20 protein-coding genes are annotated in these 21,093 nt (G+C 64.2%); 12 read left to right on the top strand and 8 right to left on the bottom strand.

What is annotated here, in order from left to right; all coding sequences use genetic code 11:
- The first annotated feature begins 377 nt into the window (after positions 1-377).
- The 3 genes from lipA to KBI52_RS16715 are packed head-to-tail and all read left to right on the top strand — an operon-like array spanning position 378 to position 2,375.
- The gene (lipA, locus tag KBI52_RS16725; protein WP_173948249.1) at positions 378-1,337 is read left to right on the top strand and encodes a lipoyl synthase; all 960 of its coding nucleotides are present in this window, start codon (positions 378-380) and stop codon (positions 1,335-1,337) included.
- A gap of 28 nt (positions 1,338-1,365) precedes the next feature.
- Positions 1,366-1,890: an AAA family ATPase gene (locus KBI52_RS16720; RefSeq protein ID WP_173948250.1), complete on the top strand. Its 525-nt coding sequence runs from the start codon at positions 1,366-1,368 to the stop codon at positions 1,888-1,890.
- A 2-nt stretch (positions 1,891-1,892) separates the two neighbouring features.
- Positions 1,893-2,375: a type II toxin-antitoxin system RatA family toxin gene (locus KBI52_RS16715; RefSeq protein ID WP_210808810.1), complete on the top strand. Its 483-nt coding sequence runs from the start codon at positions 1,893-1,895 to the stop codon at positions 2,373-2,375.
- On the opposite strand, the gene KBI52_RS16710 is transcribed toward KBI52_RS16715, so the two are convergent.
- Positions 2,376-2,864 (bottom strand): CinA family protein, encoded by a 489-nt coding sequence (locus KBI52_RS16710; RefSeq protein WP_173948252.1) that lies wholly within the window; start codon positions 2,862-2,864, stop codon positions 2,376-2,378.
- Positions 2,861-4,054, bottom strand: a complete 1,194-nt coding sequence (locus tag KBI52_RS16705) for a bifunctional 2-C-methyl-D-erythritol 4-phosphate cytidylyltransferase/2-C-methyl-D-erythritol 2,4-cyclodiphosphate synthase (RefSeq protein ID WP_210808808.1) — start codon at positions 4,052-4,054, stop codon at positions 2,861-2,863. Before KBI52_RS16705 ends, KBI52_RS16710 begins: the two co-directional genes overlap by 4 nt.
- Positions 4,055-4,164: 110 nt before the next feature.
- Between KBI52_RS16705 and dusB the strand changes: the two genes are divergently transcribed.
- From dusB to hflX, 7 genes are all read left to right on the top strand, one after another.
- On the top strand, positions 4,165-5,184 hold the full coding sequence (gene dusB, locus KBI52_RS16700; protein WP_210808807.1) for a tRNA dihydrouridine synthase DusB: 1,020 nt from the start codon (positions 4,165-4,167) through the stop codon (positions 5,182-5,184).
- Positions 5,181-6,284 carry a nitrogen regulation protein NR(II) gene (locus KBI52_RS16695; protein ID WP_210808805.1) on the top strand — a complete coding sequence of 368 codons (1,104 nt, stop codon included), beginning with the start codon at positions 5,181-5,183 and terminating at the stop codon, positions 6,282-6,284. The genes dusB and KBI52_RS16695 overlap by 4 nt, the downstream gene beginning before the upstream one ends.
- 9 nt (positions 6,285-6,293) lie before the next feature.
- A complete protein-coding gene (gene ntrC, locus KBI52_RS16690) occupies positions 6,294-7,760 on the top strand; it encodes a nitrogen regulation protein NR(I) (RefSeq protein ID WP_173948256.1) in 1,467 nt (488 codons plus the stop codon).
- A 116-nt stretch (positions 7,761-7,876) separates the two neighbouring features.
- Complete coding sequence (locus KBI52_RS16685; protein WP_247654446.1) at positions 7,877-10,108, top strand: PAS domain-containing sensor histidine kinase; 2,232 nt, start codon at positions 7,877-7,879, stop codon at positions 10,106-10,108.
- On the top strand, positions 10,105-11,475 hold the full coding sequence (locus tag KBI52_RS16680; protein WP_173948258.1) for a sigma-54 dependent transcriptional regulator: 1,371 nt from the start codon (positions 10,105-10,107) through the stop codon (positions 11,473-11,475). The genes KBI52_RS16685 and KBI52_RS16680 overlap by 4 nt, the downstream gene beginning before the upstream one ends.
- 232 nt (positions 11,476-11,707) lie before the next feature.
- Positions 11,708-11,962 (top strand): RNA chaperone Hfq, encoded by a 255-nt coding sequence (gene hfq / locus KBI52_RS16675; protein WP_009491222.1) that lies wholly within the window; start codon positions 11,708-11,710, stop codon positions 11,960-11,962.
- 1 nt (position 11,963) lies between these two features.
- Complete coding sequence (hflX, locus tag KBI52_RS16670) at positions 11,964-13,358, top strand: GTPase HflX (RefSeq protein WP_210808803.1); 1,395 nt, start codon at positions 11,964-11,966, stop codon at positions 13,356-13,358.
- On the opposite strand, the gene mazG is transcribed toward hflX, so the two are convergent.
- On the bottom strand, positions 13,353-14,198 hold the full coding sequence (gene mazG, locus KBI52_RS16665; RefSeq protein ID WP_173948260.1) for a nucleoside triphosphate pyrophosphohydrolase: 846 nt from the start codon (positions 14,196-14,198) through the stop codon (positions 13,353-13,355). The genes hflX and mazG overlap by 6 nt on opposite strands.
- Positions 14,199-14,333: 135 nt before the next feature.
- On the opposite strand from mazG, the gene KBI52_RS16660 reads away from it, so the two are divergent.
- Together KBI52_RS16660 and KBI52_RS16655 are read left to right on the top strand one after the other, a co-directional pair.
- Complete coding sequence (locus KBI52_RS16660) at positions 14,334-14,777, top strand: OsmC family protein (RefSeq protein ID WP_210808801.1); 444 nt, start codon at positions 14,334-14,336, stop codon at positions 14,775-14,777.
- A gap of 25 nt (positions 14,778-14,802) precedes the next feature.
- The gene (locus tag KBI52_RS16655; RefSeq protein ID WP_210808799.1) at positions 14,803-15,858 is read left to right on the top strand and encodes a histone deacetylase family protein; all 1,056 of its coding nucleotides are present in this window, start codon (positions 14,803-14,805) and stop codon (positions 15,856-15,858) included.
- A gap of 167 nt (positions 15,859-16,025) precedes the next feature.
- On the opposite strand, the gene KBI52_RS16650 is transcribed toward KBI52_RS16655, so the two are convergent.
- The 5 genes from KBI52_RS16650 to metG form a co-directional block, all read right to left on the bottom strand.
- Positions 16,026-16,376, bottom strand: a complete 351-nt coding sequence (locus tag KBI52_RS16650) for a hypothetical protein (protein WP_173948263.1) — start codon at positions 16,374-16,376, stop codon at positions 16,026-16,028.
- 94 nt (positions 16,377-16,470) lie between these two features.
- Positions 16,471-17,268, bottom strand: coding sequence for an MBL fold metallo-hydrolase (locus KBI52_RS16645; RefSeq protein WP_210808797.1), 798 nt, complete (start codon positions 17,266-17,268; stop codon positions 16,471-16,473).
- The gene (locus KBI52_RS16640; RefSeq protein ID WP_173948265.1) at positions 17,265-18,074 is read right to left on the bottom strand and encodes a TatD family hydrolase; all 810 of its coding nucleotides are present in this window, start codon (positions 18,072-18,074) and stop codon (positions 17,265-17,267) included. Before KBI52_RS16640 ends, KBI52_RS16645 begins: the two co-directional genes overlap by 4 nt.
- Before the next feature lie 58 nt (positions 18,075-18,132).
- Positions 18,133-19,464: a family 1 glycosylhydrolase gene (locus tag KBI52_RS16635; RefSeq protein ID WP_210808795.1), complete on the bottom strand. Its 1,332-nt coding sequence runs from the start codon at positions 19,462-19,464 to the stop codon at positions 18,133-18,135.
- A 47-nt stretch (positions 19,465-19,511) separates the two neighbouring features.
- Positions 19,512-21,062: a methionine--tRNA ligase gene (metG, locus tag KBI52_RS16630; protein WP_210808793.1), complete on the bottom strand. Its 1,551-nt coding sequence runs from the start codon at positions 21,060-21,062 to the stop codon at positions 19,512-19,514.
- Positions 21,063-21,093: the final 31 nt, after the last annotated feature.

Here is a 21,093-nt window from a genome sequence, read left to right as displayed (position 1 = left end):
ACGCTCCCCCGTCATCCGACCCTCCCGCGTCATGGCCGGCCTTGTGCCGGCCATCCCGATCGGAAAAGCGCCGCACCTCAGACAAGCGGGATCACCGGCACAAGGTCGGTGATGACCGTGAGGGGGCCAGGGCCAGCCATTCCAATCCGGATAGGCACCCGCCTCGCAGCAGCGCGACCACCCGGACAAGCCCGGTGACGGCGGGAAACGGATGGGACCCGCCACTCCTTTGCACGCTCTGCATCAACAGCAAGCCGGTCACGGTCCAACAATGCAGGCAGACCTGCCATCTGAGCATTTGCGAATGTCCGCCAGACGCCTTAAATCAGCGGCATATCAGGAAGGGCAGGGTTTCCTCGCCCAGGGATTGTAGCTTCATGGCCGTCGTTCTCGACCTTCTCAACAAGGACCAGCGCCCCCGCCATCCGGAAAAGGCGCATCGGCCGGATCAGCCCGTCCAGCAGCGCAAGCCCGAGTGGATCCGCGTGAAGGCGCCCGGTTCGCCGAAATGGGCCGAGACCAACCGGATCGTGCGCGAGAACAAGCTCGTGACCGTCTGCGAGGAGGCCGGCTGCCCCAATATCGGGGAGTGCTGGGAGAAGAAGCACGCCACCTTCATGATCATGGGCGACACCTGCACCCGGGCCTGCGCGTTCTGCAACGTGAAAACCGGCCTGCCGCAGGCCCTTGACCCGAACGAGCCCGAGAGCGTGGCCAAGGCCGTGGAAAAGCTCGGACTGGAGCACGTGGTCATCACGTCCGTGGACCGGGACGATCTGGCGGACGGCGGCGCGCAGCATTTCGCCGACGTGATCCAGGCCATCCGGGCGCGCAGCCCGAAGACCACCATCGAGATCCTGACCCCGGACTTCCTCCGCAAGCCGGGCGCGCTCGAAGTCGTGGTCGCGGCCAAGCCCGACGTGTTCAACCACAACCTCGAGACCGTGCCGTCCAAGTATCTGAAAGTCCGGCCCGGGGCCCGCTACTTTCACTCCATCCGCCTGCTGCAGCAGGTGAAGGAGCTCGATCCGACGATCTTCACCAAGTCCGGCATCATGGTCGGCCTGGGGGAGGAGCGGAACGAGGTGCTCCAGCTCATGGACGACCTTCGTTCGGCCGATGTGGACTTCATGACCATCGGCCAATACCTCCAGCCCACGAAGAAGCACCACCCGGTGATCCGGTTCGTGACGCCCGACGAATTCAAAGCCTTTGAAACCACAGCCTACGCCAAGGGTTTCCTCCTCGTCTCCTCGACCCCGCTGACGCGCTCCTCGCATCACGCGGGAGAGGATTTTGCCAAGCTGAAGGCGGCTCGTCTGGCGAAGCTCGGCTGAAACCTGACGGGCACGATTCGGACTTGGCATGCAGCGCATATTGGTGATCGGCAGCCCGGGCGCGGGCAAGAGCACCCTGGCGAGCCGTCTCGCGAGGCGCCTCGACCTGCCGCTGATCCACCTCGATCGGGAATATTTCGGGCCCGGCTGGACCACACCGCCTAGGGCTGAATGGCGTGAGAGGGTGAAAACCCTTGCGGCCCGGCCGGTCTGGGTCATGGACGGCAACTACGCCAGCACCTTCGCCATCCGTGTTCCCCGGGCGACCGCCATCGTCTGGCTCGACGTGCCGCGCTGGCGCTGCGCCTCGAGCGTGCTCTGGCGCGTCGTGAGGAACTACGGCCGCTCCCGGGCCGATCTCGGCGACGCCGGGCCCGAGCGGTTCGACTGGTCTTTCATGCGCTGGATCTGGTCCTATCCCCGGACGATGCGGCCGAAAACCGCCCGGATGCTGGAGCGTCTGCGCCCCGATCAGCGGGTTTACGTGCTGCGCTCCCGCTCCGAGATCCCGGCCCTCGAGGCCGCGCTTGCAACCGTCAAAGAGGCCGCCTGAGCATGCCGACCTTTCGCACCACGCGCACCGTCCAGCATACCCCGGCTCAGATGTTCGCCCTCGTGGCCGATGTGGAGCGCTACCCCGAATTCGTCCCGCTCTGCGAAGATTTGCGGGTCATGCGCCGGGTCCAGAGCGGGGAGGGCATTGAGTCGCTCGTCGCCACGATGTCGGTGGGATACAAGGCCATCAGTGAGACCTTCACCACCCGCGTGACCCTGGACGACCCGCGCCGGAAGATCACGGTCGAATACGTGGACGGACCGTTCAAGTATCTCGAGAACCGCTGGACCTTCCGCGAGGCACCGGGCGGATGCGAGGTCGATTTCTACATCAACTACGAGTTCAAGAGCTTCGCGCTCGGGCTTCTCATGGGCAGCGTCTTCGACAAGGCGTTCCGCAAGTTCACCGGAGCCTTCGAGGCGCGGGCGGACGAGATCTACGGGGCGCCGTCCGCATCCCGGGCCGGCGCCAAGTCCGCCTGATCAGCGCAGGGCCTGCTCCAGCAGGGACAGGGCGTCCTCGACGGCCCGACGACGCACGGTCTCCCGGCCGAGATCGCCGTAGCGGCGCTCGAGGTGCACCGTCCCGGCGCCTTTCCGCGCAAGGCCGAAATGAACGAGACCCACCGGCTTCGTGAGCGTCCCGCCGGTCGGACCGGCGACACCCGTGATGCCCACCGCCACGTCGGCCCGCGAATGGGCGAGGGCGCCCTCCGCCATGGCCCGTGCGACCTTCTCGCTCACGGCGCCCTCCGAGGCGATCATTTCGGCCGGAACACCGATCAGCTCCGTCTTCGCCTCGTTGGAATAGGTCACGAATCCGCGCTCCACCACGGCGGAGGAGCCCGAGATCTCCGTCAGCAGCGCCGCCACGAGGCCGCCGGTGCAGGATTCCGCCGTCGCGATCTTAAGGCCCCTCCCGCGATAGGCCTGCAGGAGCGCAGCGGCGCGGTTCATCAACTCAGGGATCATGCGTTCACCTCCGGCAGGCGGATCGTGGCGGCCGCCTGGGCGGCGATGCCCTCGCGGCGACCCGTGAAGCCAAGTTTCTCGGTGGTCGTCGCCTTGAGCGAGACCTGGTCGAGACGGAGGCCGGCGATCTCCGCGATCCGCTGCCGCATCGCCTCCCGATGCGGACCGAGCCGCGGCCTCTCGCACAGAAGGGTCGCGTCGAGATGGTCGACCATCCCGCCCCGGTGACGGACGAGTTCCACCGCATGAGCCAGGAACCGGTCGGAGGAGGCACCGCGCCATTGCGGATCGCTCGGCGGAAAGTAGGTGCCGATGTCACCGTCGGCCAGGGCCCCGAGGATGGCGTCCGTCAGAGCATGAAGGATCACGTCGCCATCGGAATGAGCGATGACGCCGCGGTCATGAGGAACCTTGATTCCCCCAAGCCAGACATGATCGCCCTCACCGAAAGCATGCACGTCGAAACCGGTGCCAAGGCGGGTCAGGTATGTCGTCTCTCGGCTTCTCATGCGCCGCTCGGCCTCTTGGAAATCGCCCGGATGGGTAAGCTTGATATTGCCGGGTTCCCCCTCGAAGACGTGAACCTTCAGCCCGGCCCATTCTGCCAGGGCACCATCGTCGCTAAAACTGTGAAGGTCCGCATCGGCCGCAGCACGGTGTGCCGCGAGGAGGAGCGGAAACTTGAAGGATTGCGGGGTCTGCACCGCCCTGAGGGCTGAACGATCCGGCGTGGAGACTACCTCGGACCGATCCCCGACGATCTTGATCGTATCCGTCACCGGCGTCCCTGGAACGGCCGCGCCCCAGAGATCGCCGGCCTCGATGGCTCTGTCGATCAGGTCGGAGCTTGCAAAGGGGCGGGCCGCGTCATGAACGAGAACGATCTCGGGGTTCGAGGCGGCCAGCGCGTCCAGTCCGTTGCGAACCGAATCCTGCCGCGTCGTGCCGCCATGGACGCATGGCAGAACTGTCGATTCGGGGGATGGCAACGCGCGAATCGCTGCCTCATAAAACGCCCGGTCGTCAGGATGGATCACAACTACGGTCCGGCTGATCCGCGGATGAGACGCAAAGGCGAAGAGCGTTCGTGCAAGTACGGATTGCCCTTGCACCAAGCGGTACTGCTTCGGGATTCCCTCACCCGCTCTCGATCCACGTCCTGCAGCAACGATGAGGGCGGCAACTGACATCCGGGCGAGCTCTCCGCGACGAAGGTTCTCCTAAGCATGAGGGGACAGGAAAGCAAATCCCCGTGAGAGGGGCTTGCACGGCCGGCCGAAATGGCTATTGATTAGGCACAATGGAATTTGATCAAAAATTAGGCGCAAAAGGTTTCCACATCGGTCCCCTCCGGATCGATCGGGCCGCCATTCTCGCACCTTTGTCGGGCGTCACGGATGTCGCTTTCCGGCGCATCGCCAAGCGCCTGGGGGCCGGGCTGGTCGTGTCGGAGATGGTGGCGTCGGACGAGCTGGTGCAGGGCTCGGAGGAGGCGCAGCTGCGCGCGGAAGGTGCCGGGATCGAGCCGCACGTGGTTCAGCTGGCCGGCTGCGAGCCGCGTTGGATGGCGGAGGCCGCCCGGGTGGCCGAGGGGGCAGGTGCGCGGATCATCGACATCAACATGGGCTGCCCGGCCAAGCGGGTGATCGGAGGCCTCGCGGGATCGGCCCTCATGCGGGATCTGGATCATGCCGCCCGGCTCATCGAGGCGACCGTGGCGGCGGCGAGCGTTCCCGTGACCGTCAAGATGCGACTCGGCTGGGATCAGGACACGATCAACGCCGCCGACCTCGCCCGTCGGGCTGAGTCCCTGGGCGTGAAAGCCGTGACAGTGCACGGCCGGACGCGGCAGCAGTTCTACAAAGGGCGGGCCGACTGGAAGGCCATCGCGGCCATCGTCGATGCCGTGAGCATTCCTGTCATTGCCAACGGCGATATCGGGTCGTTCGAAGACGCCAGGAATTGCCTGTCGGCCTCGGGGGCCACGGCCGTGATGGTAGGGCGCTCCGCGGTCGGGAAGCCCTGGCTCGTCGGCCAGATCGGCGCCGCCCTCCAGGGCGTGACCATCCCCGATCCATCCCCTGAGGCAATGACGGAGATCGCCGTCGAGCATTACGAGGGGTTGCTGTCGCTCTATGGCGAGAAGGTCGGCGTCCGGCACGCCCGCAAGCACCTGGCTGCCTATGCCGACGTGGCTGCGGCCGCAGGCTTCCCCATCGCGGCGAACCTTCGCACGGCTCTGGTGACCTCCGAGGAGCCCCGGACCGTGCTCGCGCTGCTGCGCTCGCTCTATGAGCATCGGGGCCGGGAGGCGGCATGACGGTGATGGCCATCAACGACCTCATCATGAACGCGCTCCCGATTCCGGTTCTGACCGTCGGGCCGGAGAACCGGATCGTCCATGCCAATGCCGCAGCCGAGTCCTTCTTCGAGATGAGCCTGCGCATGATGCTGCGCCAGAGGCTCAGCGACCTGCTGCCCTTCGGCTCGCCCGTTATGGCGCTGGTGGAGGATGTCCGCCAGCGGGGCTCCAGCGTCAGCGAGCACCGGGTCGATATCGGCAGTCCGCGCCTGGGAGCTGAACGCATCGTGGACGTCTCGGCCAGCCCACTCGGCGACGATGCCGACAGCGTCATCCTGATGCTCCAGGAAAGGACGATCGCCGACAAGATGAACCGCCAGCTGACCCACCGCGGCGCCGCGCGGTCGATCACGGCGCTGGGGGCCCTGCTAGCGCACGAGATCAAGAATCCGCTCTCCGGCATCCGGGGCGCGGCGCAGCTCCTCGAGCAATCGGCGAGCGAGGACGACCGCCTCCTGACGCGCCTGATCTGCGACGAGACCGACCGCATCGTGAAGCTCGTGGAGCGCATGGAGCTGTTCGGCGAGGAGAGGCCGGTCGAGCGTGGACCCGTGAATATCCACGGGGTGCTCGACCACGTGAAGCGCCTCGCGCAGTCGGGCTTCGCCCGGCACATCCGTTTCGTCGAGAATTACGACCCGTCCCTTCCGCCGGTGCTCGGCAACAGGGATCAGCTGATCCAGGTCATCCTGAACCTGGTGAAGAACGCCGCCGAGGCGGTCGGAATCGATACCCCGGACGGCGAGATCATGTTGTCGACAGCCTTCCGGACCGGTGTCCGGCTTCAGGTCCCCGGTTCCCAGGAGCGGGTCAGCCTGCCTATCGAACTGAGCGTCATCGACAATGGTCCCGGCATTCCCCCGGAGCTGATGAGCGACCTTTTCGATCCTTTCGTCACGACGAAGGTCCAGGGCAGCGGCCTTGGTCTCGCACTGGTGGCGAAGATCGTCGGGGATCACGGCGGCATCGTCGAATGCGAACCGGCACCCAGACGAACCACGTTCAGAATTCTCCTGCCTATGCACCGCGCCGGCGACGGCCGCGGGTCCGATTTGTGAGATTAAGCGATGCCGAGCGGACAGATCCTTCTCGCCGATGACGATGCAGCCATCCGGACCGTCCTGAACCAGGCCCTCTCCCGGGCAGGGTACGAGGTTCGCTCCACCAGCAACGCCGCAACTCTCTGGCGGTGGGTATCCCAGGGGGAGGGCGATCTCGTCATCACGGACGTGATGATGCCCGACGAGAATGCCTTCGACCTTCTGCCCCGCATCAAGAAGATGCGGCCGGACTTGCCGATCATCGTCATGAGCGCTCAGAATACCTTCATGACGGCCATCAAGGCCTCCGAACGCGGAGCTTACGAGTACCTGCCGAAGCCCTTCGACCTCAAGGAGCTCGTGGCGGTGGTCGGCCGGGCACTGTCCCGGCCCCGGAACGTTCCCACCGGGGCGAACCCGTCGCCGGAGAACGAGGACATCCCGCTCGTCGGCCGCTCGCACGCGATGCAGGAGATCTACCGCGCGCTCGCCCGTCTGATGCCCACCGACCTGACGGTGATGATCACGGGCGAGTCGGGCACGGGTAAGGAACTCGTCGCAAAGGCGCTGCACGATTACGGCAAGCGCCGGCAGGGCCCGTTCGTGGCCGTGAACATGGCGGCCATTCCCCGCGAGTTGATCGAATCCGAGCTTTTCGGTCACGAGAAGGGCGCCTTCACCGGGGCCACCGCCCGCAGCACCGGACGCTTCGAGCAGGCCGAGGGCGGCACCCTGTTCCTCGACGAGATCGGCGACATGCCCATGGAGGCCCAGACGCGGCTCCTGCGGGTCCTTCAGCAGGGCGAATATACGACGGTCGGCGGCAGGGTGCCGATCAAGACCAATGTCCGGATCGTGGCTGCCACGAACAAGGACCTGCGCGTGCTGATCCAGCAGGGCCTGTTCCGGGAGGATCTCTATTTCCGCCTCAACGTAGTTCCCCTGCGCCTTCCGCCCCTGCGCGAGCGCGTCGAAGACATCCCGGATCTGGCGCGTCACTTCTTCATGCTGATCGAGAAGGAGGGGCTCGCCCGCAAGCAGCTCGACGTGGAGGCCATGGACCGGCTGAAGCGCTATCGTTGGCCGGGCAACGTCCGGGAACTCGAAAACCTCGTGCGGCGCCTGGCGGCCCTCTATCCTCAGGATACGATCACCGGTGCCATCATCGACGCGGAGCTCGATTCCCAGCCGTTGCTGCCGCCGCAGCCTGCCGGGAAGCCGTCCCAGACATCCCAGCAGAGTTCGGAGGGGCTGTCGGAGGCCGTGGAACGGCACCTGAACGAATATTTCTCCGGCTTCCGGGACACCCTTCCGCCGCCGGGCCTCTATCACCGCATCCTCCGCGAAATCGAAGGTCCCCTGATCGGAGCGGCCCTCGCAGCCACGCGAGGAAATCAGATCCGGGCGGCCGAGCTTCTCGGAGTCAATCGCAACACCCTGCGCAAGAAGGTCAGGGATCTCGAGCTCATGGTGGTCCGATCCAATCGGGGCTGAGTGCTCCCGGCTGTAATAATTTGACCACAGTGTTGTGTTGGTGCATCACCCAGTGACGGGGTGCTGAACGGAAAGCGCCCCCTTGGGGGCCTCGGATCTTGACCGACCAGAGCACGATGGAACAGCACCGTTCGTCTGAAACGGGCCATAACTGGCTGATCTGGGTCGGTTATGTCGCCGTGCCGACGGCCCTTGCGTCGGCGCTGGTCACGTTCCTGATCCTTGCCGGGGCGACGCCGATCCCTCCCACGAACAGCATCGTCCAATGGGTTTTCATCCTGAACGGAGTTCTCATTGCCCTGCTGCTCGGGATCGTTGCCTGGCAGTCGCAGAAGCTGATTCGGGCAAGAATCCAGGGCGCGGCGGCTGCAGGACTTCATGTTAGGATCGTCGGACTTTTTACCCTCGTGGCTGGGGTGCCGGCTATTCTCATCGCGGGCGCAGCGTCGGTGTCGTTCGAACGAGGGCTCGACTCGCGATTAACGAGCAACATCAAAGATTTGATGACGAACACGGTTGCGATTGCTTATTCGTACCGCGAGATCCAATGCCGGACCCTTGCCCGCGAAACACAATTATTGGCCGCGGATTTGAGCCGCGCCATTGCGTTCTATAATACCGACCGCAACTTTTTCCGCGATTTCATGAGCTCGCGCGCCCGCTTTCTTGGACTCCCTGTCGCAATGGTCGTCGAGGCTAACGGCACAGTTCTGGAGAGGGCCCTCGGTAAACCGCTTCCGGATCTTCCCGAGCCGACCCAGGCGGACATCGAGGACGCCAATACTCAAGAGGCTCTCTGCCTCCTCCCCGGGACCGGCAACATTCTGCGCTCGGTCCTCAAGCTGAACGACGGAAGCGGTCGAACTCTATACGTGGCCCGGGAGGTTGACCGCCAGGCGATCGAGTTCCCGGCGGTCGCCGAAAACGGCGTGGCCTTTTACGCGGCTCTCGACCAGAGAAAGGCCGGGCTTCAGTTCGCCTTCGCGTCCATGTTCACGCTGATTGCGCTGATCGTGCTGCTGTCCGCGGTCTGGTTCGGGCTCAACTTCGCCAACCGTCTCGTCGCTCCCATCCGGCGCCTCATCCATGCGACCGACCAGGTGGCGACCGGCAACTTCTACGTCCAGGTTCCTGTCCGCCGGGGCGAGGGCGATCTTGGCCATCTGGGCGAGACCTTCAACAAGATGACCTCCGAGTTGCGCCGCCAGCATGACGGGCTGACAGCCGCCAGTGACCTGATGGATCGCCGGCGGCGGTTCACGGAGGCGGTTCTCGCAGGCGTCTCCGCAGGCGTGATCGGCGTCAACGCCCGGGGCCAGATCACCATCGTCAATCCGTCGACGGAGGCGCTGCTCGGCACATCCCACAAGGAATTGCTCGGCCAGCCGATCACCGCGGTACTGCCGGAGGTCGCCTCCCTGGTCGAGGAGATGAACCAGGGGCGTCAGCGCCTGATGCAGCAGCAGATTCACATCGCCCGGAAGGGCAGGGAGCGCACCATCAACGTTCGCGTGACCAGCGAACAGGCGCGCGGAGGCCTGAGGGATCTCGTCATCACTCTCGACGACATCACGGATCTCGTGGTCGCGCAGCGCACCTCTGCCTGGGCCGACGTGGCGCGGCGCATCGCGCATGAGATCAAGAATCCCCTGACGCCCATCCAGCTCTCGGCGGAGCGCATCCGCCGCAAGTACGGCAAGGTGATCACGACGGACCGGGAAGTGTTCGATCAGTGCACGGATACCATCGTGCGGCAGGTCGACGACATCAAGCGGATGGTCGACGAATTCTCGTCCTTCGCCCGCATGCCGAAGCCCACCATCGGCGACGAGGACCTGACGGAGACGATCCGACAGGTGGTCTTCATGATGAAGATCGCCCATCCGGAGATCGCGTTCATCGATCGGGTCCCGGCCGGCTCCCTGATTGCTCCCTTCGACCGGAGGCTCGTGTCGCAAGCGGTGACGAATATCGTCAAGAATGCAACGGAAGCGATTGCGGCGGTGCCGGAGGATGAGCGAGGCCAGGGGCAGATCTCAGTGCTGCTCGACGACACCCACCCGGATTATCTGATCCTGGCGATCACGGACAACGGCAAGGGGTTTCCCGTGGAAGGCCGCCAGCGCCTTCTCGAGCCCTACATGACGACGCGCGAGGGCGGAACCGGACTGGGGCTGCCGATCGTTGCCAAGATTCTGGAAGACCATGGAGGTGGCATGGAACTGGCCGACAATCCCGAGGGCAGGGGCGGGCAGGTTCGCATGTGGATCCCCAAGACGAAGCATGTTGCATCAGAAGAGGCATCGGCCGCTTCCAGCCGAAATGACTCTCGCAGGGCAAGCCAATGAGCGCTGATATTCTCGTCGTCGACGACGAAGTCGACATTCGTGAGCTGGTGGCCGGCATTCTCGAGGATGAAGGACACCGGACCCGGACTGCCGGCACGTCCGATGACGCCCTGGCGGCCATCGAGACTCGCCGTCCTCACCTGGTCTTCCTGGACATCTGGCTCCAGGGAAGCCGGCTCGACGGGTTGCAGGTTCTGGAAATCATCAAGTCCCAGCACCCGGATCTGCCCGTGGTGATGATCTCCGGCCACGGCAACATCGAGACGGCCGTGTCGGCCATCAAGGCCGGGGCCTATGACTTCATCGAAAAGCCCTTCAAGGCGGACCGGCTCGTCCTCGTTGCCGAGCGGGCGCTGGAGGCCTCGCGCCTGAAGCGCGAAGTGCGCGATTTGCGCTCGCGCTCGGTTCAGGCGAGCCGGATCGCCGGACGATCGATTGTCATTAACCAGCTCCGCCAGGCGGTGGAGCGAGCCGCGCCGACCAATGCGCGCATTCTGATCACCGGAGCACCCGGCTCGGGCAAGGAGCTGACGGCCAGGACCGTGCACGGCCTGTCCACACGTGCCAACGGTCCCTTCGTCGTTCTCTCGGCCGCGACGATCACGCCCGATACGATGGAAGCGGAGCTTTTCGGTACGGAAGGCGGCGAGGGCGGAGGACGCCGTGTCGGCGCGCTCGAGGAGGCCCATGGCGGCACCCTCTACATCGACGAAATCGCCGACATGCCGCGCGAGACGCAGAACCGGATCCTGCGCGTCCTGGTCGATCAGAACTTCCAACGGGTCGGCGGAACGACTCGGGTTCATGTGGACGTGCGCATCGTGTCCTCGTCCAGCCGTGACCTGCCTGCAGCCATTGCGGCGGGCCAGTTCCGCGAGGATCTCTTCCACCGGCTCGGCGTGATACCGATTCGCGTGCCGTCGCTCGCCGAACGGCGCGAGGACGTTCCCGAGCTGATCGAGTTCTTCATGGAGCAGATTTCGTCCACGACCGGCCTCCCGAAACGGCGCATTGCCGAGGACGCCATGGCGGTCCTGCAGTCGCACGACTGGCCGGGCAACGTGCGCCAGCTCCGCAACAACGTCGAACGTCTGATGATTCTCACCTCCGGCGACCCCGATGCCGAGATCACGGCCGACATGCTGCCAACCGAAATCGGCGCCCTGGTTCCGAGCACCCCGGGCGGGGCCGGGGGCGAGAAGCTCATGAGCCTGCCTCTGCGCGAGGCACGAGAGATCTTCGAGCGCGAGTATCTCCTCGCGCAGATCGCCCGCTTCAGCGGCAACATCTCGCGAACGGCGGAGTTCATCGGCATGGAGCGCTCGGCGCTGCACAGGAAGTTGAAATCCCTTGGGATCGGAAGCTGACGGGCTTCACTGTTACAGGGTGTGGCGGGCTCCCGGAGGTCGAGAAGAACCAAAACCTACAATCCACGGGAAAATATGCTCCGAGGGGGTAGAACTGTTGCGCCCCCCTTGCCGAACGCTGCCGTTCGCCCTGTAATAGATCTGCCGGTCACCGACCGCACGAAAGCGGACAACCATATTCAGGCGGCCCCATAGCCAAGACCGGCGGCGATGGGCTGGCGAGGCAACTTCAATGGCGGGCGATCGCGCGCAGAATCTTCAGGACACATTTCTGAACTATGTTCGGAAGCAGAAAATTCCCCTGACGATCTTTCTCGTGAACGGGGTGAAGCTTCAGGGCGTCGTGACCTGGTTCGATAATTTCTGCGTCCTTCTGCGCAGGGATGGTCATTCGCAGCTGGTTTACAAACACGCCATTTCCACCATCATGCCAGGACAGCCCGTGCAGTTGTTCGACCAGATCGACGAGGCTGGCGAGAAGGCTTGAGGTGACCGAACCACGCAGCCCGGGGGAAGAACGTCTCGCCCAGCTTGCCGAACCTGAAAAAGAGGTTGCAGCCGGCACAAGAACCCTTGTGATCGGCCCGTATCTGACTCGCAGGCGGCGCGCTTCGGTCGAGATGGACGGGGAGGGTGGCAACCCACGCTCTCCCGAGGCTCGCCTCGATGAGATCACCGGTCTCGCCCTTGCCATCGATCTGACCATTGTCCAGTCGCTGATCGCGCCTCTTGCGTCGCCGCGCCCCGCCACGTTCATCGGCAGCGGCAAGGTCGACGAACTGGCCGGTCTCATCCGGGCCGAAGAGATCGGGCTCGTGGTGATGGACTGCGCCCTCAGCCCGGTGCAGCAGCGCAACCTCGAGAAGGCCTGGAGCGCCAAGGTCATCGACCGGACCGGCTTGATTCTTGAAATCTTCGGACGGCGGGCCCGCACGAAAGAGGGCACCCTCCAGGTCGAGCTGGCCCATCTGTCCTACCAGAAGGGACGTCTGGTCCGTTCCTGGACCCACCTCGAGCGCCAGCGCGGCGGCTTCGGCTTCCTGGGTGGCCCGGGCGAGACCCAGATCGAGGCCGACCGGCGCCTGATCCAGGAGCGCATGACCCGGATCGAGCGGGATCTGGAGAGCGTCGTGAAGACACGCTCCCTGCACAGGACGAGCCGGCGGCGGGTTCCCTATCCGATCATCGCCCTGGTCGGCTACACCAATGCGGGGAAATCGACTCTGTTCAACCGCATGACCCAAGCCGATGTTCTGGCCGAGAACATGCTGTTCGCCACCCTCGATCCGACCTCTCGAGCCATCGAGCTGCCGCACGGGGAGAAAGCCATTTTGTCGGATACCGTCGGCTTCATCTCCGATCTGCCGACGATGCTCGTGGCCGCCTTCCGGGCCACCCTGGAGGATGTGGTCGAAGCGGATGTCCTGCTCCACGTCCGGGATGTATCCCACGGAGAGACCGAGGCTCAGGCCGGGGACGTCGCCGTCGTCCTGCGAGAGCTCGGGATCGATCCGGATGACACGAAGCGTGTCGTCGAGGTCTGGAACAAGGCGGATCTCCTGTCGCCCGAGGACCGTGAGCGGCTGGCCGCCACATCCCACCGAACGGACGAGGAGAGGCGGCCGATCCTCATATCGGCTCTGACCGGCGACGGCATTCCCGAACTCCTCGCCACGATCGAGCAGCACTTGGCCCTGGGGCGGCTGACCTACGAGGTCGACGTGGCTCCGGAGGACGGGCAGGGGCTTGCCTGGCTGCACGAGAACACGGAGATCCTGGAGCGCCGGACGAAGGAGAATGGGCACACCATCCTCCAGGTGCGGCTTGTTTCCGGCAAGGAACCCCGGTTCCTGAACCGGTTTCCCGAGGCGCGGGTCCTATAAGGCCGGACCGGATTTGCGCTCGGCGAGCTTCGCCGCCACCCAGAGCCGCTCCATCTCGTCGAGCGAGGCTTCATCGAGGCTCCTTTCCTGCGCCTCCAGGGCCTCCTCGATCGCCTTGAAGCGCCGCTCGAACTTGGCGTTGGTCCGCCGCAGGGCGCGCTCGGAATCGATGCCGAAATGCCGAGCCAGGTTGGTCACGGAGAAAAGCAGATCCCCAATTTCGTCTTCGATCCTGTCCCGGTCGCCGGATGAAGAAGCGTCCTTAACCTCCTCCAGCTCCTCGTGAATCTTGTCGATCACCTGCGTGGCTTCGGGCCAATCGAACCCGACCTTGGCGGCCTTGGACGTCAGCTTCTGGGCTCGCGTCAGAGCGGGCAGGGCCGTGGGAACTCCACCGAGGAAGCCCGCCTCGTGGGCCTCGGGCGAATGCCCCATTGCCTCACGGTCGGCGCGCCGCTCGGCCTTCTCTTCCGACTTGATCCTGTCCCAAAGGCGTTTCACATCCTCGGGCGACAGCTCCTTGATGTCTCCGAAAACGTGAGGATGACGCCTGATGAGCTTTCGCGTGATGGCTTCCACCACGTCTGGAAAGGCGAACGCACCCTGCTCTTCCGCCATGCGGGCGTGGAAGACGACCTGAAGCAGCAAATCGCCGAGTTCATCCCGCAGATCGGCCAGATCGCCGCGCTCGATGGCGTCGACCACCTCGTAGGCTTCCTCGAGCGTGTAGGGGGCAATCGATGCGAAGTCCTGCTCCAGATCCCAGGGACAGCCGGTCTCGGGCGTGCGCAGGGCCGCCATGATCTCGATCAGCCGCGTGATATCCGTGGAAGGCTTCATGATGGAATCCCTGGTCGTTGCGGCCGTGTCATAGCCTGAGGACAAAACGCCCGGCTAGCTGGAATTGCCCCATTGCCCTGCGTTAGCGGTATAAGGTGAGCAGGACACTTCAAGCACAGCAAGGACGAAAACCCAATGAGAGCGCGGGTCAAACTGGTCGACGGGATGATGTTCGTGGGTGAATCCGGCAGCGGCCACGCCGTGGTTATGGACGGAGCGCCGGAATATGGCGGCCGCAATGTCGGCATCCGCCCCATGGAGATGCTTCTGATCGGGTTGGGAGGCTGCACGGCTTTCGATGTGGTCCAGATCCTCAGGAAGGGCCGCGAGAAGGTCACGGATTGCGACGTCGAGGTCACGGCCGAGCGTGCCGAGACGGACCCCAAGGTCTTCACGGCGATTCATCTCGATTATCGGGTCAAGGGGAGGGACCTTGCGCCGGCCAAGGTCGAGAGGGCGATCGAACTCTCCAAGGAGAAGTACTGCTCTGCCTCGATCATGCTCGGCGCCGTCGCTAGGATCACCTATTCCTGGACGGCGATCGAGGAAGTCGGGGAGATGCAAGCCGCCTCCTCCTGAAACCCTCCTAATTCGAGCCACGAACATGAAGCTGTTCTTCTCGGAAGCCCAACTGGCTCATCAGCCCCGGCAATACATGGTGCACGGGAGGATCGTTGCGCCGTTCGAAAATCCGGACCGGGCGACAACGCTTCTCGAGGTTCTGGCAGCGCAGGGCCTGATCCCGGCCGATCCGGGCGATCGCGGCCCGGAGCCGATTCTTGCCGTTCATGCCGACCATTACGTGGATTTCCTTCAGAGCGCTTATGATCGCTTCCTGGAACTGCCGCATCATGGTCCGGAGGTGCTGCCGAACGTCCATCCCTATCGAGGCTCAGGCAGCGACCTGGAAGAACGCGGCAGGCCACGCCCGACCGGGATTCTCGGCCAGGCCGGCTGGTATGTGGGCGATATGTCCTGCGCGATCATGGCAGGTACCTTCCAGGCGGCCTACGCGTCCGCCCAAGCGGCAATTGCCGCAGCGGAAGCGGTGCTGGCCGGCGAGCGCGCTTCCTTCGCCCTCTGCCGCCCGCCCGGCCACCACGCCTATGCGGACCGGGCCTCGGGCTTCTGCTTCTTCAACAATGCCGCGATCGCGGCCACGCTGCTGCGCGGCCACTTCTCCAAGGTCGCGATCGTGGATTTCGATACGCACCACGGCGACGGGACGCAGGCGATCTTCTATACCCGCCCGGACGTCCTCTACGGCTCCGTCCACACCGATCCCACGGCTTACTACCCGCATTACGCGGGCTATGCGGACGAAACCGGAGCGGGGCCCGGCGAAGGCGCCAATCACAACCTGCCGCTCGCGCCCGGCGCCGATGACGAAGCCTTCATCGATGCCAACCAGCGCCTGGCGCTGGCCGTTCAGGCCCATGGGGCGGAGGCGCTGGTGCTCTCGGCCGGCTGGGACGCCCACCGGGACGACCCGTTGTCGAAGCTCGACGTCACGACGGACGCCTTCGCCAGGATCGGAGAGATCTGGGGCAAAATCGATTTGCCGACCCTGATCGTCCAGGAGGGCGGATATTCGCTTACCGCAGCGGCTGAGGCCGCGCCGGCTTTCATGGCCGCATTCCGAGCCAATGGCGCTGAATAGATCCGAGGACACGCATGAGGACACGCACTTCAGCCAGCGCCGACCAGCCGGCCATTCTCGACCATTAGGCTCAAGGGAAGGGCACGCGACGACGAGCCTGTCACCCCACATCTGTAATTCGCATAAGATATATTATGGAACTAACAACGATGCTCCTCGGGTCTCGACTACCGATCGGTATGTGAGTTCGCGCCAAGGGAGAAAAACCATTCAGCATATGGCGTATCGCGTACCAGCTGGCGATTGTAATCGGGCGCGCCGTCATCCCACCACACCGGACCACGCTCGCCGAGTGCCCGCTTCGCGGCATCGACCTGGGCACGCACGCCGGCCAATGCCACTGGATCGCCCCTGACGCTGCGGACTGCCCGCCGCGCCGTCATCAGCTCGCGGACAAGGCGTTCGCGCTCCTGAGGCTCCAGTTCCGGATTGCTCAGCCGCCACAACCGGCCGCGAACCACGAAATAGCGACCGTCCGGAGTTCGCGGATACTGAGGGTCTGATGGCGCACGACCCACTGGTCACCCCAATGAGCTGGCAGCATGGGAAGCTAGGGTGAAGTCCGCCAGTCCCGTCGTCACGGGCCGAGCCTCCGTCCTTGCAGCCCCACCATCACGTTGCCTCGATCTGGAGCCCATCATAGGCCGGTTCGATGTGCGGCGGCAGCTCGCGGCGGAGAGTCTCGTAATCCAGATCCGTGTGCAGGTTCGTCAGGATGGCCCGCTTCGGCCGAACCCTCGCGATCAGCTCCAATGCTTCCGAGAGCGAGAAATGCGTCGGATGCGGGGTGTAGCGCAAGGCGTCCAGGATCAGAACCTCCAGGCCCTCCAGGACCGACAGGCTCTCGTCCGGCATCTGGCTCACATCCGGCGCGTAGGCGATGCCGCCGAACCGGAATCCGAGGGCGTCGATGTCCCCATGGATCATCCGGAACGGCAAGGCTTCGACAGCGCCGCCGGCGCCCGGAACCGCGACCGGGATCCCGGGCTTCAGCCCGCGCATCTTCAGGATGGGCGGATAGCTGCTGCCGGCCGGCGTTTCGAAGCAGTAGCCGAATCGCATCTGGAGCAGCTCGCTGGTCATCCGGTCCGCGTAGACCGGGATCCGCTGATGCTGAACGATCGCAAGCGGCCGCAGGTCGTCGATTCCGTGGATGTGGTCCGCGTGCTCGTGGGTGATCAGAACGCCGTCGAGGCGCCGCACGTCGGCCCCAAGGAGCTGGTCGCGCAGATCCGGACCCGTATCGACCAGGACGGTCGTGACGCCATCCGGCCCGGTTCTTTCGACGAGAACGGAGCAGCGCCTGCGCCGATTCCTCGGATTGTTCGGGTCGCAGGCTCCCCAGCCGACTCCCACGCGTGGGACGCCTGCCGAGGATCCGCAGCCGAGAATCGTCAATCTCAATGTCATGATGCGAGCGCCCGCCCGGATGCTGCATCGGCGGAGGCCGCCTTGGAGAACAGGCGATAGAAGTTGGCTGTCGTCAGCGAGGCGACTTCCTGCTCGCTCACACCAACGACTTCGGCAAGAACCCGGGCCGTATGCGCCACGAAGGCCGGTTCGTTGGTCTTTCCACGATGCGGCACGGGAGCGAGATAGGGGGCATCCGTCTCCACGAGCAGGCGATCGTGCGGAACGGCAGCGGCGATCCGGCGGATCTCCTCCGAATTACGGAACGTCAGGATACCGGAGAAGGAAACATACAGGCCGAGTTCGACCCCGACCTGGGCGAGCGTCTCGCCCGACGAGAAGCAGTGGAGAACAGCGTCGAAGCGCCCTCGCCTCATCTCGTCGGTCAGGATCCGGATCATGTCCTCGTCGGCGTTGCGCGCATGGATCACCAGGGGCAAACCGGTTTGCTGCGCGGCCTCGATATGGGTGCGGAAAACCCGCTGCTGCACGTCGCGCGGGCTCTTGTCGTAATGATAATCGAGTCCGGCTTCGCCGATGGCGACGCAACGCGGATGTTCGGACAGCTCGATCAGCCGTTCGGCCGGGACATCCGGCTCGGCGGCCGCATTATGGGGATGCGTTCCGACGGTGCAGAAGATGCTGTCATGGGATTCGGCCAAGGTCCGGTATGTCTGGAAGCGCTCCACATGGGTCGAGATGGTCACCATGCGACCGACCCCGGCGGCCGTGGCAGACGCCAGAACCTCGGGGAGGCGGCTCTGAAAGTCCGGGAAGTCCAGGTGGCAATGGCTATCGACCAGCATCGGTGAAGGCGCCCTCCTCTATAGTGGCTTGCTGCATAAATCGGTTCAAAGCCGGCGTCTAGCGACGCACCCCCTGGGCCGTCGTCTCCGGCTCGTCATCTTCCTTCGATTCCTTATGGCGCATCAGGCGCAACCGCTCCTGCTGCCGGGAAACGGGAGCCTCGTCACATTCCTGCGGCCGAACCACGGGGACCGCCAGGCACACGCTCTGGGCCGGAAGAACATTGCACCAGTCATGGATCAGTTGCTTGTAGCAGCGTCCCACGGGCCGGATGTTGCGATCCAGGTCGTACAACCCAACCGGCGTGACACGGTTGTTCTCCTCGCGCAGCGCCGTGTCCCAGTCCATCTGGTCCGTGAGCGAATACCAGGTGAACCCGACGATCGGCACGCCGGTGTTGCGGACCCTCAAAACGTTGGCCCATTGCTTCCAAAGCCAGTTCACGGCTTCGTCGCCATTCGGCCCCTGCATCAGGTTCGTCTCCGTATGCATGACCGGCAGCCTGTAGCGCTCGTAATATTGGCGGGTGATCTCGTCGTAGCCGAAGACATCGCCAGCCGATCTCGTCAGACCGTCGGCGCTGACCCGGTGCTCATTGGTCACGTAATAGTCGTTCCCCATGATGCAGTGATGACGCAGCGAGGAGCGGCTGAGGAAGAAATGGTACTCGTCCCGGCTCATGCCGCTATCCATCAGGAACTCGTACATCTCGGAGTCGATCCGGCGGCCATAGTTCAGATCGAGGGACAGGAAGCGCCGGGCGTTCATGATCTCGGCCGGCTTGATCGCCGCCGGGTTCTCGGCATGAAAATACTCGGACGACTCGCTCTGGATGAAGAGCGCGTCCGGCCGGACCTTGAGGATCCGCTCCATGGCCAGGACGTTGGCCTTCACGATATGCTTGAGGGCGGTCACGAAGGCTTGGTCGGTGGTCAGCTGCTCGTTCCACCAGCCGTAGGCGGCGGAGAACTGGGCGCAGATGAACATCTCGTTGATCGGGGTATAGAGCTGCACCCAGGGGAACCGGTGCGCGAAGTCTTCCGCATAGGCTGCAAAGAGATCCGGAAAATCCGGATTCTGGAAGTTGCCGATCCAGTCTGGGACGCCGAAGTGGCAGAGATCCACGATGGGAATGATGTTGCGGCGGAAGATCTCGCCGAAGGTCATGTCGGCGAAGGACCAGTCGTAGCGGCCCGGGCCGATGAACGTCTTGTGCAGAGGTGGACCGTAGCGCAGGACCTGGATGTCGAGATCCTTCAGAAGGTCGAAATCCGTCTGCCAGTGGGTGTAATGGCCGCATTTCTCCATCTGGTCGATGCGGGTGCGGCCATTGTTGATGGTCGGGATGCTGTTCTCGATCCCGGTCGCGAACATGAAGCTGGTGTACATTGCGCGCTTCCGCTGAGGGCCTCGGAGGGCCGTTCAAAACGGACGCGTTAGGACGCCTCCGCCTCGATATAACGCGGGAAAATCGGCCCAGGTTGCGGCAGGGCCATGCCGGCCGCCAGACGGTGCTCCGGTCCGACCGCCGCGAGCACCCTGCCCTCCGGTGGAACCGCCAGCAGATCCAGCAGCTTTGCCGCGGCCGTCGGAACGAAAGGCTGAGCCAGGATGCCGACGGCGCGGAGCACCTCGGCCGTCACGTAGAGCACCGTATTCATGCGCGCCGGATCGCTCTTGCGCAGAACCCAGGGCTCCTGAGACGCGAAATACCGGTTGGCCTCCGCCACGACGGCCCAGATCTCAGCCAGGGTCGTATGCACGGAGAAATCCTTCATGGCCGCCCTAGCCTTTCCGGGCAAAGCGTCGGCCAGCCAGAGAATATCCTGATCCGCCTGGGTGAATTCGCCCGGCTGCGGGACGGCGGCGTCGCAGTTTTTGGCGATCATCGAAAGCGATCGCTGCGCCAGATTCCCGAGATCGTTCGCCAGGTCCGCATTGATGCGGTTGACGATCGCCTCGTGGGAGTAGTTCCCGTCCTGCCCGAAGGGCACCTCGCGCATGAAGAAGTAGCGGATCTGGTCGACCCCGTAAGTGTCGGCAAGGTCGAAGGGATCGACCACGTTGCCGACCGATTTCGACATCTTCTCGCCCTTGTTGAGCAGGAACCCGTGCCCGAAGACACGCTTCGGCAACGGCAAATCGGCCGACATCAGGAAGGCCGGCCAATAGACCGTGTGGAAGCGCACGATGTCCTTGCCGATGATATGAACATCGGCCGGCCAGTAGTGCCAGCGCGGATCGCTCGCGTCGGGGAATCCGCAGCCCGTGACGTAGTTGTTCAGGGCATCGATCCACACGTACATGACGTGCTTCGGGTCGCCCGGCACCGGCAGACCCCAGTTGAAGGTCGTCCGGCTGATCGAGAGATCCTGCAGCCCAGACCGCACGAAGCTCGTGATCTCGTTACGGCGGGTCTCCGGACTGATGAAATCCGGGCTGGCCTCGTAGAGCGCGAGGAGCCTGTCCTGATACGCGGAGAGACGGAAAAAGTAACTTTCCTCCTCGATCCATTCGACCGGAGTGCCGGTCGGCGCGCGCCAGCTGCCGTCCGGCTGCTTCGTCAACTCGCTCTCGTCGTAATAGGCTTCATCCCGCACCGAGTACCAGCCGGAATACTTCGACAGATAGATGTCGCCCTTCTCCTGCATCCGGCGCCAGAGTTCCTGGGTCGAGGGCAGGTGATCGGAATCCGTGGTCCGGATGAACCGGTCGTAGGAGCAGTCCAGCCGGTCGGCCATGGCCTTGAACTTCGTGGCCATTTCGTCGACGAAGGCCTTCGGGGTCGTGCCGTTCCTGTCGGCCGTCTGCTGGATCTTCAGGCCATGCTCGTCCGTACCGGTCATGAAGAAGACATCATAGCCGTCGATGCGCTTGAAGCGGGCGATCGCGTCGGACGCCACGACCTCGTAGGCATGACCGATATGGGGAGCCCCATTCGGGTACGAGATAGCCGTGGTGATGTAGAATTTCTGCTTGTCGGCCATGTCGGATCCTAAGCCCTGAAATCAAAAACCT

The organism is Microvirga sp. HBU67558 (assembly GCF_018069605.1).
In the GTDB taxonomy this organism is placed as follows: Bacteria; Pseudomonadota; Alphaproteobacteria; order Rhizobiales; family Beijerinckiaceae; genus Microvirga; species Microvirga terrae.
Note: the sequence above shows the minus strand (reverse complement) of the source record. Positions and strands in the feature narration are given on the sequence as shown.